General features: G+C 73.4%; 8 protein-coding genes. 4 read left to right on the top strand and 4 right to left on the bottom strand.

The genetic code is table 11. The features are described 5' to 3' along the window. Positions 1 to 88: 88 nt before the first annotated feature. Genes AB0H32_RS15785 through AB0H32_RS15775 form a run of 3 tightly spaced genes read right to left on the bottom strand, consistent with a single transcriptional unit; the run spans position 89 to position 5033 of the window. Positions 89 to 1264: a VWA domain-containing protein gene (locus AB0H32_RS15785; RefSeq protein ID WP_361119865.1), complete on the bottom strand. Its 1176-nt coding sequence runs from the start codon at positions 1262 to 1264 to the stop codon at positions 89 to 91. Positions 1265 to 1275: 11 nt separating this feature from the next. Then, positions 1276 to 3906: a DUF5682 family protein gene (locus AB0H32_RS15780; RefSeq protein ID WP_361119782.1), complete on the bottom strand. Its 2631-nt coding sequence runs from the start codon at positions 3904 to 3906 to the stop codon at positions 1276 to 1278. Beyond that, complete coding sequence (locus AB0H32_RS15775) at positions 3903 to 5033, bottom strand: AAA family ATPase (protein WP_361119780.1); 1131 nt, start codon at positions 5031 to 5033, stop codon at positions 3903 to 3905. The genes AB0H32_RS15780 and AB0H32_RS15775 overlap by 4 nt, the downstream gene beginning before the upstream one ends. 132 nt (positions 5034 to 5165) lie before the next feature. Between AB0H32_RS15775 and AB0H32_RS15770 the strand changes: the two genes are divergently transcribed. Next, positions 5166 to 6527, top strand: a complete 1362-nt coding sequence (locus AB0H32_RS15770; protein ID WP_361119778.1) for an SWIM zinc finger family protein — start codon at positions 5166 to 5168, stop codon at positions 6525 to 6527. 40 nt (positions 6528 to 6567) lie between these two features. Further along, on the top strand, positions 6568 to 8277 hold the full coding sequence (locus AB0H32_RS15765; protein WP_361119776.1) for a DUF5691 domain-containing protein: 1710 nt from the start codon (positions 6568 to 6570) through the stop codon (positions 8275 to 8277). Positions 8278 to 8607: 330 nt separating this feature from the next. Here the strand turns inward: AB0H32_RS15765 and AB0H32_RS15760 are convergent, their stop codons facing one another. Beyond that, a complete protein-coding gene (locus AB0H32_RS15760) occupies positions 8608 to 9030 on the bottom strand; it encodes a cobalamin B12-binding domain-containing protein (RefSeq protein ID WP_361119774.1) in 423 nt (140 codons plus the stop codon). 225 nt (positions 9031 to 9255) lie between these two features. On the opposite strand from AB0H32_RS15760, the gene AB0H32_RS15755 reads away from it, so the two are divergent. Both AB0H32_RS15755 and AB0H32_RS15750 read left to right on the top strand, forming a co-directional pair. Continuing rightward, a complete protein-coding gene (locus tag AB0H32_RS15755) occupies positions 9256 to 10107 on the top strand; it encodes an alpha/beta fold hydrolase (protein ID WP_361119772.1) in 852 nt (283 codons plus the stop codon). A gap of 253 nt (positions 10108 to 10360) precedes the next feature. Continuing rightward, positions 10361 to 11887, top strand: a complete 1527-nt coding sequence (locus AB0H32_RS15750) for a M23 family metallopeptidase (protein WP_361119770.1) — start codon at positions 10361 to 10363, stop codon at positions 11885 to 11887. The last annotated feature ends 153 nt before the right edge of the window (positions 11888 to 12040 follow it).

Below are 12040 nucleotides of genomic sequence, written 5' to 3'. Positions count from 1 at the left end.
TCGGAACGTCGATCCTCGCACGGTCGGACCGAGGTAGCGCAAGCCCCCTGTTACCGATGGGTAGTCATGTCCCTTTTACAGCCCACCGTCACGCGGTGTCCGGTATCGGCAACGGCCGCTTCTCGATCGCCGCAGCCATCACCTCCGGGAACAGATCAGGCGTGCAGGCGAAAGCCGGTGCGCCGAGCGCCGCGAGAGCCGCTGCGTGCTCCCGGTCGTACGCGGGCGCCCCTTCGTCCGACAGCGCGAGGAGGGCCACGAACTGCACCCCGGACGCCTTCATCGCCGCGACCCGTCTGAGCATCTCGTCGCGTATGCCGCCCTCGTACAGGTCGCTGATCAGCACGACCACCGTCTCGGCGGGCCGGGTGATGTGCGACTGGCAGTAGGCGAGCGCCCGGTTGATGTCCGTGCCGCCGCCGAGCTGGGTGCCGAAGAGGACGTCGACCGGGTCGTCCAGCTGGTCGGTGAGGTCCACGACCGCCGTGTCGAAGACGACCAGCCGGGTGTCGATCGACCGCATGGAGGCGAGCACCGCCCCGAACACCGACGCATGGACCACCGACGCCGCCATCGAGCCCGACTGGTCGATGCAGAGGACGACCTCCTTCTTCACGGACTGCGCGGCCCGCCCGTACCCGATGAGCCGCTCCGGCACCACCGTGCGGTACTCGGGCAGGTAGTGCTTGAGGTTGGCCGCGATGGTGCGGTTCCAGTCGATGTCGTGGTGGCGCGGGCGATTGATGCGCGCACTGCGGTCCAGGGCGCCGGTGAGGGTGGCCCGCGTGCGCGTGGCGAGCCGTCTCTCCAGGTCCTCGACCACCTTGCGCACGACCGCCCGAGCCGTCTCCTTCGTCGTCTCCGGCATCGCCTTGTTGAGCGAGAGCAGCGTGCCGACCAGGTGGACGTCGGCCTCGACCGCCTCCAGCATCTCCGGCTCCAGCAGCAGGGCGGACAACCCCAGCCGGTCGATGGCGTCGCGCTGCATGACCTGGACGACGGAGGAGGGGAAGTAGGTGCGGATGTCCCCGAGCCAGCGGGCCACGGACGGCGCGGAGGCGCCGAGCCCCGCCGAACGCTCCCGTCCCGCCTGTGGTTTGTCCCCCTTGCCGTACAGCGCGGCGAGCGTGCCGTCCATGGCAGCGTCGCGGCCCGACAGGGCGCATCCGGTGCCGTCGGCCCGGTCGCCGCCGAGCACCAGCCGCCAGCGCCGCAGCCGCTCCCGGGCCGGGTCGCAGCCGTCGGTTCCGATGCCGGTGACCATCGGGTCGGTTGTCATGTGCCCACCCCTGCGTAGCTGTTGGCGTCGGTCGACTCCTGCTGCTGCTCCGCCTCCAGACCGAGCAGCAGCCGCAGCACCGGGAGTACGGCGTCGGCGCGCTCGGTGTCCGGCTCCGTGGCGAAGCCGGGTGTGCGGCTGCCCCGAGCGGCCGCGCCGGCCGTCTCCCCCGGCCCACGCCGCACCAGTTCACCGAGGGTTCTGCGCACCCCGGGCTCGTACGCCGAGAACGTGCGCCGCAGCAGCGGCAGCACGTCCGTGAACGCCTCCGCGGGCACCCCGGTCAACCAGGCGTCGACCAGGCCGAGCAGCCGCTCGTCGTGGACCAGCAGCATGCCGCCCCCGCCGCCCACGAAACCCTCGATCCAGGCGGCCGCGTCCGCGGGCAGTGTCCCCGGCGAGAGCACCAGCCCCATCAGCCGGGCCGCCTCCTCGGGGCCCAGTTCGCCGTCGTCCAGCAGCAGCCGTACGGCTCGCCCCCGGACGACACCGGCCACGGTGTCCCGCAGAGCCAGGGTCCCCAGAACGGAGCGCCAGCGGCCGCGCAGATCCCCGTGCCCTGCGGACGAGACCCCGGACAGGGTCTCCGACAGCAGCCCCACCGACGTGTGCACGGCGTCCACATGGCCCCGCATCTCCTCCGCCGCGTCCGCGTCCAGAGCGGCACAGGCCGGCGGAAGTCCCACGAAGACCCGCTCGGCGAGGCCCGCCGCGACGTCGGCCAGGGCGCCGGTGTCGGTGCCGCGCACATCGCCGTAGCGCAGGGAGCGGACCAGGGCGGGCAAGGCCTGGGCGAGATGGCCGACGTCCGCGTCCAGCGCCGCCCGGTCGGCGAGCGCCCGCATCACCACGGGCAGCGCGTCCGGCAGCCCGGCCAGCAGACAGCGCTCGGCCAGCGCGGTGACGTCGGCCAGGGAGCCGGCGGCCGTCGCGTCCGCCTCGGCCCTGGCCGTCGCCGCGGCGAGCACGGTCGTCCCCCACACTCCCGCCTCGGCGACCCGCACCGACAACTCCGGCTCCCAGCGCAGCCGCCAGGTCTCCCGGAAGGTGCCCGTGCTCCCCCGGGACCGGACCGGCTCGCCCCAGTCGACACCGAGCAGCCGCAGCCGGTGCAGCAGCCTGCTGCGGCCGGCGTCGGTCTCCTTGCGCAGGTCCAGTTCCAGCTCGCGCTCCAGCGCCTCCGGCTTGAGCCGCAGCCCGCGCTGCTCTCGGACCAGGTCACGCTGCAACGGCACCGCCGGAGCCGTCTCCGGCACCTCCCCCAGCACGTCCCCGACCACCAGGCGGTCGTGGACCAGGGCCAGCGGTACGTCCGAGCCGTCGCACATCACCGCCCGTACGGCGTCCGTGGTCTCGCTCAGGCCGGGCAGCGGACGGCCGCGCATCGCAGCGAGGGTCTCGGCGAGCCGTACCGCCTCGATGACGTGCGCGGAGGAGACGACCCGGTCCTCCTCGCGCAGCAGCCTCGCCACCCTGGTCAGCCAGCGTTCGACCGGCCGGTCCGGCGCCCGGAACAGGTGCCCGTACCAGCCCGGGGAGTCGATCCCCGCGCCGTACCCGCTGGACCGGGCCAGCCGTCGGTGCGTCCACGGCACCCAGGTCAGGTCGGCCTTGACCCTGGGCAGCCCCTTCAGCAGCGCCCGGTCGGCGGTGACGGCGGTCTTCTCCCGCAACGCGGGCACATGCCACGCCCCGCACACCACGGCCACCGCGTCACCGAACTCACGCCGGGCCGCTCGCACCTGGAGCCGCATGTACGCCTCCCGCACCAGGTCCCGGGGCCGCCCGCCGACGCCGTACCGCTCCCGCAGCGCCGTCATGGCCTCCTCCAGCGCGGTGAACGGCGCGAAGGGGTCCCGGCGGCCGGGACCGCGGTGCTCCACGACGTCTTCCCACCACCGCTCGGGATCGTCGTACCCGGCGGCCTCGGCGAGCACGGCGAGAGGATCGACCCGGACCTGCTCCTCGACGTCCTCCCCGTCCTCCCCGTCCTCGCCCCCCTCGACGTCCTCGACCTCCCCGGAGTCCTCCGCGCCCCCGGGGTCCACAGTGCCCTTGCGGTGCTCCGCCTCCCCGGGGTCCTCCGCGCCCTCGTCGTCCTCGTCCGCCTCGGCCTTCCCGGTGTTCCCGGTGTTCCCGGTGTTCCCGGCGTTCCCGGCGTTCCCGGTGTTCCCGGGGCCCTGGGTCCCCTCGGCCTCCTCCGCCGCAGGTGCGCCGGCCGTTCCGGGCCCGGAGGGGGACTCCTCCTCCCCCTGCCAGGCCAGGGTGTGCGTGGCCGGCAGGTCGATGAAGCGGGCCGGGACGCCCTGTTCCAGGGCCCAGCGGATCGCCACCCACTCGGGGCTGAACTCGGCCAGGGGCCAGAACGCCGAACGGCCGGGCTCGTCCACGGCATGGGCGAGCAGGGCGACCGGCGGCCGCAGATCCGGGTCGGCGGCCAGCGGGATCAACGCGTCGGCCTCGGGCGGTCCCTCGATCAGCACGACGGCGGGCCTGGCGGCTTCCAGGGCGGCCCGCACGGCACGCGCGGACCCGGGCCCGTGGTGCCGGACGCCGAGCAGCAGCGGTCCGCAGGCATGGCGCCGTTCCCAGGAGGAATCGTCCGCGCGGGTGGAGCCGTCGCTCATACGCCCGCCTCCCGGCAGGCCCGGTAGAAGTCCTTCCAGCCGTCGCGCTCGCGGACGACCGCCTCCAGGTACTCCTGCCAGATGACGCGGTCGGCCGCCGGGTCGCGGACGACGGCGCCGAGGATGCCGGCGGCGACGTCGCCCGGGCGCAGCACGCCGTCGCCGAAGTGGGCGGCCAGCGCGAGGCCGTTGGTGACGACGGAGATCGCCTCCGCGGTGGACAGGGTGCCGCTCGGCGACTTCAGCTTCGTCCGGCCGTCGGCGGTCATGCCGTCACGCAGCTCGCGGAACACGGTCACGACCCGGCGGATCTCCTCGATGCCATCGGGTGCGGCCGGCAGTTCGAGGGAGCGGCCGATCTGCTCGACACGGCGCGTGACGATGTCGACCTCGGCATCGGCGCTCTCCGGCAGCGGCAGCACCACGGTGTTGAAGCGGCGACGCAGCGCGCTGGAGAGGTCGTTGACGCCGCGATCGCGGTCGTTGGCAGTGGCGATGAGGTTGAAGCCGCGGACCGCCTGCACCTCCTGGCCCAGCTCCGGGATCGGCAGGGTCTTCTCGGACAGGATCGTGATCAGTGTGTCCTGCACGTCGGCCGGGATACGGGTCAGCTCCTCCACGCGGGCCGTCATGCCTTCGGCCATGGCCCGCATGACGGGGCTGGGCACCAGGGCGTCGCGGCTGGGCCCGTGCGCGAGCAGCTGCGCGTAGTTCCAGCCGTAGCGGATCGCCTCCTCCGGTGTGCCGGCCGTGCCCTGCACCAGCAGCGTCGAGTCACCGCTGACGGCGGCCGCCAGATGCTCCGACACCCAGGTCTTGGCCGTGCCGGGCACGCCGAGCAGGAGCAGGGCGCGGTCGGTGGCGAGGGTGGTGACGGCGACCTCGACGATGCGGCGCGGGCCCACGTACTTCGGGGTGATCACCGTGCCGTCCGACAGGGTGCCGCCGAGCAGATACGTCGCCACGGCCCACGGCGACAGCTTCCAGCGGGCCGGGCGCGGACGGTCGTCCCGGGCGGCCAGCGCGGCGAGCTCGGCGGCGAAGGCGTGCTCGGCGTGCGGTCGCAGCGCATGCGCCTCCTGGCTCCCGTTCGCTTCGACGGACGTCGGTTCCACGGACACAGTCATGGCTGAGGTCCCCTCCAGCTCGGCCGGTTCGGATCTGGCATCCACCGTGCACCACGCCACTGACAATCGCTCTGACCTGCACAAATACGACCTCAGGGCCGATTGTCAGTGGCGGGTCCTACCGTCGTTGGCATGACTGAGCAGGGGGTGCGCTGGACCGCGGAGCAGGTGCTGGCACTGGCGCCTGACGCCGCGTCACGCAAGGCGGGAAGCAAACTGGGCGCTGCCGGGCCGTGGTCAGGGGCGGGCAGCGGAGAGGGGACGGTGTGGGGGCTCTGCAAGGGCAGCGGCAGCAGGCCGTACCAGACGGTGGTGGACCTCGCGGACGCCACCGGACCCGCGTACAAGTGCAGTTGTCCGAGCCGGAAGTTCCCGTGCAAGCACGCGCTCGGACTGCTGCTGCTGTGGGTGGACGGGGACGGCGCGGTGCCGGCGGTGGCCGAGCCGCCGGACTGGGCCGAGCAGTGGCTCGCGGGCAGGCGCAGACGCGCGGAGAACAAAGGGACGGAGGCCGGGGGGAGTTCCGCGTCCGGGTCCGCTGATCCGGAGGCGGCGCGGCGGCGGGCGGCGCGCCGTGCCGAGCGGGTCACGGCTGGTGCGACGGAGCTGGAGCGGCGTCTGGCCGACCTGTTGCGCGGCGGCCTGGCCCCGGCGGAGCAGGCGGGGTACGAGCTGTGGGACGAGACGGCGGCGCGCATGGTCGACGCACAGGCTCCCGGACTGGCAGCCCGGGTACGGGAGTTGGGGGCGATCCCCGCCTCCGGACCGGGCTGGCCGGCCCGCCTGCTGGAGGAGTGCGCCCTGGTGCACCTTCTGGACCAGGGCTGGCTGCGTCGCGACCGGCTGCCGGAGGCCCTCGCGGCCACGGTCCGCTCCCGGCTCGGCCTGCCCGCCTCGGCGGACGGCCCGCCGGTGCGCGACCGCTGGCTGGTCCTCGCCCAGTACGACACGGTGGATCCAAAACTGACGACGCGCCGGATATGGCTCCACGGCGCCGAGTCGGGACACACCCGGCTGCTCCTCTCCTACGGCGCGGCAGGCCGGGCCCCGGAGCTGTCGCTGCCGGTCGGCCTGGCGCTGGAGGCCGACCTGTCCGTGTTCCCCGGCGCCGGGCAGATGCGGGCGGCCCTGGGCGAGCAGTACGCCCCGCCCGCACCGGCGGCGCTCCGCCCACCGGGCATGAGCACGGCCCGGGCGGCTGCCCGCTACGGCGAGGCGCTGCGCGAGGACCCCTGGCTGGACTCGGTCCCGGTCACGCTCGCGGGGGTCGTCCCGACGCCGGACGCGGAGCCGGGCGGGTGGCAACTGGCCGACGCGCAGGAGGACTCGGCGCTGCCGCTCACCCCGGCCGCCCGGTCCCGCCCGGGCCTGTGGCGGCTGGTCGCCCTCTCCGGCGGCGCCCCCGTCACGGTCTTCGGCGAGTGCGGCCATCGCGGCTTCACCCCGCTGACTGCGTGGCCCCAGGGCCCGGGTGAGCCGGTGACGCTGTGCTGACCTGCCCGACGACTCAGGGACACCCAGGGAAGGGAACGTGATGGACGGAACCTCGACCGCACCCGACGACCGGACGACCGGCAACACCGCAGGCGGACCCGCACCGGCGGTCTCCGAGCACACCGGCGGCTCCCCGATCCCGTCCTCCTGGGAGGACCTCGTCACCACCGCGCTCCTCGGCACCGACCGCCGGCCGCCGGCGGTCGCCGTCTCCGGCCGGGAGGCTCCCGTGGCGCTGCTGGACGCCGCGGCCCTGACGACCGTACGGCGGCGGGCGGGGCTGCGGCCCGCACGGGCGGCGCGGCGGCCGGAGCGTGCGCCCGAGGATCCGCGTCCGGCGCTGCCCACGGCCGCTTCCCGCAGGCTCACGATGCTGCTGGCCGACCGTTCCGGCGGCACGGGCAGCGGCCGACGGGGCAGCTCACCGGACCTCATGGAGCTGCTCCCGCAGTGGCTCGCGACGGCCAACGCCCACGGGTACGCGGCGCCCCCGCAGGCACTGCCCGCGCTCTTGGACGCCGCCCGGGGCCGCACGGACCTGCGGCCGGCGGCGCTCGCGTTCGCGGGGCCGCGGGCGCTGTGGCTGGCCCGGCTGAACGCGGACTGGCGGTTCGCCCTGCGCTCGGCACCCGGCGGTGGCACGGCACTGCCGGACACCGAGGACGAAGCGGCGGTCCAGCGGCTTTGGCAGGAGGGGCTGTTCGCCGAGCGGGTCGCCCTGCTGGCCGCGCTGCGGGCCCGTACGCCCGCCCTTGCACGGGAGCTGCTGGCGGCGACGTGGGCGACGGAGCGGGCCGAGGACCGGCTGATGTTCCTCGACTCGCTGCGCACGGGCCTGTCGCCCGAGGACGAGCCGTTCCTGGAACAGGCACTGAGCGATCGCAGCCGCAACGTCCGGGCGACGGCGGCGGAGCTGTTGTCGGCGCAGCCGGGCTCGGCGCTCGCCGGGCGCATGGCGGCGCGGGCCACGGCCTGTGTGGCCGTCGACCGTACGGAGAACGCGCCGATGGTTGTCGTGGAGGCGCCGCACGAGTGCGATCCGGGCATGGAGCGAGACGGCGTGGCGGCCAAACCCCCCACAGGCAGGGGGGAACGGTCGTGGTGGCTGGGCCAGTTGGTGGAGGCGGCGCCTCTCGGGGCCTGGCCGGCGAGGCTCGGCGGGCGCTGCGCCCAGCAGATCGTGGCGCTGCCGGTGGCCGACGGCTGGCAGGGCGAGCTGCACGCCGCATGGTGCAGGGCGGCGGTGCGGCAGGGGGACGCCGAGTGGTCGAGAGCGCTGCTCGGGGCGCCGTCGGCACCGGAGGCCGGCGGGCCGGGTGCGGTCTCCCTGGCGGAGCGCGCGAAGCTGCTGGCCACGCTGGAGGCCGGTGAACGGGCCGCGTGGGTGGCGGGTTTCATCGCGACGCACGGCCTGTCGGAGGCGTTCCAGCTGCTCGGAGTGTGCGCGGTGCCCTGGGCCGCACCGCTGGGCCGGGCGGTGGTGGACGCTCTCAACATCGCCCGGGACGCGGGCAGTTACCCCTGGAGCTTCAGCGGGGTGATGGGACTGGCCGAGCGCTGCCTGGATCCGGCGGAGGCCGCCCGCCTGGACGGCCTGCTGGCGATACCGGACGAACAGGAGGACGCGTCACCGGGGGCCGGCGGGTACTGGGCGGAGGCGTTCCAGCGCCTGGTGAGCACGTTGCGGTTGCGGGCGGCGATGGCGGACGAGCTGGCACCGGCCGGCGGGGACAGCCCTTCCGGCGCTTGAGGAGGGAGCCGTTCAGACAGGGAGCGGTGGCCCGGAGGCGGCAGCCCCCGGTGGCTGCAACGTCAGCTCGACGCACCGCCGACACAACGCCGGAAGCAACGCCGGAGGCACCGGCTCAACCACCGAAGTCACCAGTTCAACCACCGAAGTCATCGGCTCAACCACCGGAGGCGCCGGATCAGCCTTCGGAAGCAGCCGACTCAGTCACCGCAGGCACCGGCTGGGCCTCCGAGAGTGGTCGACTCAGTCACCGCAGGCACCGGCTGGGCCTCCGAGAGCGGTCTGCTCAGCTACCGCAAGCAGTCGGTTCAGCTACCGCAAGCGGTCGGTTCAGCCTCCGGAAGCAGCCGGCTGGCGCACGTTCTCCCGCACCCACTCCACGATCGACGTGGTCGTCGCGCCCGGCGTGAAGATCTCCGCGACGCCCTTCTCCTTCAGCGGCGGAATGTCCTCCTCGGGGATGATGCCGCCGCCGAAGACCAGGATGTCCTCGGCGTCGCGCTCCTTGAGGAGGTCGATGACCGCCGCGAAGAGAGTGTTGTGGGCGCCCGAGAGGATGGACAGGCCGATCGCGTCGGCGTCCTCCTGGATGGCGGTGTCGACGACCTGCTCCGGCGTCTGGTGAAGCCCGGTGTAGATGACCTCCATGCCGGCGTCGCGCAGCGCCCGCGCGATGACCTTGGCCCCGCGATCGTGACCGTCGAGCCCCGGCTTGGCCACCACCACACGGATCGGACCGGCTGCCACACCCATCACTGCCTCCATCAAGCGACCACGGAAGCGACCGCTTCCGCCCGTACCGACAAGTACCGCACATCCGGCGCGTTCCGCCACCCGTCGGCAAGTGAACGAACGTTATCTCCAGCATCCCGCAACCGGCGGTTTTACGGTGCGGAGCGAGGGGGAAATCACACGGTGGGACATAAGGGCACACGGGGGATCGAGCCGTTCCCCTGCGTGCCGACAGGAGGTCGGCCCATGAAGGTCACCGGGGTACTGCCACTCTTCATCCCGTTCTACCGGCGCCTGTGGCCCGGCAGACTGACCGACCTTTCCATGGCCCTCCTCAAGGCGACCGCGCTGGAAGCCGCGATCCTGGCCGGTCACCTGCTGCTGTATCCGACCGGCCTCACCCAGGAGCGCCGGATTCCCGCACTCCCCGCGCAGGAGGGGGCCACCCGGCTGCCCGGCAGGACCGCCCCGCCGGTCGTCCTGCTGCACGGGTTCATCGACAACCGCTCGGTCTTCGTCCTGCTGCGCCGCAATCTCGCCCAGAACGGCAGGCAGCGCATCACATCGCTCAACTACTCCCCGCTGACCTGCGACATACGCAAGGCGGCGGAACTGCTGGGCCGGCACGTCGAAGAGATCTGCGAGCGCACCGGAAGCGGCCGGGTCGACATCGTGGGGCACAGCCTGGGCGGGCTGATCGCGCGCTACTACGCACAGTGCCTCGGCGGCGATCTGCGGGTGCGCACGCTGGTCACCCTCGGCACCCCGCACTCCGGCACCCGTGCGGTGCCGCTGGCCAGCGCGCATCCGATCGTGCGGCAGATGCGGCCGGACTCGGAGGTGATCGAGGAGCTGACCCGGCCCGCGCCCGGCTGCCGTACGCGGTTCGTCAGCTTCTGGAGCGACCTCGACTCCGTGATGGATCCACTGGAGACCGCCTGCATCGACCACCCCGACCTGGACGTGCAGAACGTCCGCGTCTCCGGGATCGGACATCTCGCGCTGCCGGTGCACCCGGCCGTCGCGGCGGGGATACGCGAGGCCCTCGACATCGCGCACTCCGAGAGCCGGCGCTCCGACGGCCTGACGGTGGCCTGAGGCACGGCCGGGAGCCGCCCGAGGGCGCCCACACACACGGAACACAGCCGCGGCACAGGCGACGCACCGCCACCGGACATCGAACATCCCTCGAACACAAGGCCAAACTCGCGTCCACCGACCCCCGAATCACGGCCGAATGCCCGTTTCGGTCCAACGCGAAACAAGCCGAAGATTGTCCCGCCCGCGTACCGACGGGTACAGTCGCCGCACTGCTCTGGCAGCCCCTGTTGTCGAGGCGAAAGAGAAGTTGGTGAACGACCGTCACCCGTCGGGGACCATGACCACCCCGGCTCCGGCTTCCGCCGCCTCCACTGCGCACTACGCGCCGTACGGGGCACAGGAAGCGCCTTACGGCGACCTCACCACGTACGGCGGCTACGACACCACCGGTTTTACTGCCGGCTCCGGCGGCACCGCGGCCTTCGGCACCGACCCTCTCTTCGGCACCTTCCCGGGCGAGCAGCAGCACACCGGCGCGTACGACACCACCCAGTGGCAGGCCGGCACCGGCCAGACCCTGAACTACGACCCGTACGCGGCCCAGCACCACGCCGCCTACGACTCGGGCGTGTACGACACCACGGCCTGGACGGTCCCCGCGCAGGCCACTGGCAACGACATCAGCGGCCAGTGGGACGCCGGCGCCTGGCTGCAGCCCGACCAGTCCGCCGGCGCCGCCCCCACGCAGCAGTGGGACTGGGGCACCCAGACCTTCGACACGGGCGCCTACGACGCCACGCAGTGGAACTCCGACGGCTCGGCCGTGGCGCACGAGCGGCTTGCCGAACCGTTCGACCAGCAGGCCACGGCGACGTTCGAGCAGGTCGGCGACGCGCAGCAGACCGGCGCCTTCGAGCAGCCGGCGTACGAGAGCGCCGCGGCCGACGAGTTCGGCGAGTACGACGGCGGGTTCGGTGAAACGCCCGCCGGGGACAGCGGGTTGGGTGCGACGGGCGAGATGCCTGCCGTGCCGTCCCTGCTGGAGGACCAGGAAGAGTTCTCCCCGGCCCCGGCGTCCCGCGCGGGCTCCCGCAGCGCGGCGCGCTCCCGCCGCCGTACGCCCCCCAAGCGCTCCGCGCTGCTGACCATCGCCGTGCCCTCGGCCTGTGTGATGGGGGTCGCCGGGATCGCCGCCGCCTCCGTCGGCAGCCTGACCGGCGGCGGAGGCGACACCTCCGCCTCCGCCTCGGACGCGCACGCGGTGAAACCGTCCGTCGCCAACAGCAAGCTGGACGCCCAGCTCAAGACCCTCTCCGCGGGTGCCGACGACTTCGCCGACCGGGCGAGCCGCACGCAGGACCGCATCGACCTCAAGACGCAGCAGGTGCTGGAGAAGAAGAAGGCCGCCGCGGAGGCCGCGCTCAAGGAACGGCTGCGCCCCAAGTTCGTGCTGCCGGTCACGCAGAAGGGCCTCAGCGCATACTTCGGCCAGGCCGGTGTGAACTGGATGTCCGTGCACACGGGCATCGACTTCCCGGTCTCGTACGGCACCACGGTGATGGCCGCCACCGACGGCGTCGTCTCTACCAAGTGGAACAGTGCCTACGGCAACATGCTGATCGTGACGGCCAAGGACGGCACGGAGACCTGGTACTGCCACCTCTCCAGCTACCGGGTCGCCTCCGGTACGACCGTCAAGGCGGGCCAGCCGGTCGCCTACTCCGGCAATTCCGGCAACTCCACCGGTCCGCACCTGCACTTCGAGGTGCGGCCTGCGGGCGGGGCGGCCATAGACCCGCTGCCGTGGCTGCGCAGCCACGGTCTGGACCCGACCTGAACCCGGCCACAAGGCGCCTGAGCCCAGTCACGCAGTGAGCCCCGCCGGACCGGCGGGGCTCACAGCGGGTCTGGGCTCAGGCGCCGTGTGGGCGGGTTCAGGTGGGGTCCCGACCCGGGGGGGGGCGCCCCCGCCCCCCGGGGCTGGGCGGCC

It is taken from the genome of Streptomyces sp. NPDC020362 (genome assembly GCF_040642095.1).
Taxonomy (GTDB): Bacteria; Actinomycetota; Actinomycetes; order Streptomycetales; family Streptomycetaceae; genus Streptomyces.
Note: the sequence above shows the minus strand (reverse complement) of the source record. Positions and strands in the feature narration are given on the sequence as shown.

Bases quoted from the DNA above. Each gene is read 5' to 3' on its own strand.
- AB0H32_RS15760 (WP_361119774.1), bottom strand. From the start codon at position 9,030: ATGGGTGTGGCAGCCGGTCCGATCCGTGTGGTGGTGGCCAAGCCGGGG.
- AB0H32_RS15785 (WP_361119865.1), bottom strand. From the start codon at position 1,264: ATGGTCACCGGCATCGGAACCGACGGCTGCGACCCGGCCCGGGAGCGG.
- AB0H32_RS15755 (WP_361119772.1), top strand. From the start codon at position 9,256: ATGAAGGTCACCGGGGTACTGCCACTCTTCATCCCGTTCTACCGGCGC.
- AB0H32_RS15780 (WP_361119782.1), bottom strand. From the start codon at position 3,906: ATGAGCGACGGCTCCACCCGCGCGGACGATTCCTCCTGGGAACGGCGC.
- AB0H32_RS15775 (WP_361119780.1), bottom strand. From the start codon at position 5,033: ATGACTGTGTCCGTGGAACCGACGTCCGTCGAAGCGAACGGGAGCCAG.
- AB0H32_RS15770 (WP_361119778.1), top strand. From the start codon at position 5,166: ATGACTGAGCAGGGGGTGCGCTGGACCGCGGAGCAGGTGCTGGCACTG.
- AB0H32_RS15765 (WP_361119776.1), top strand. From the start codon at position 6,568: ATGGACGGAACCTCGACCGCACCCGACGACCGGACGACCGGCAACACC.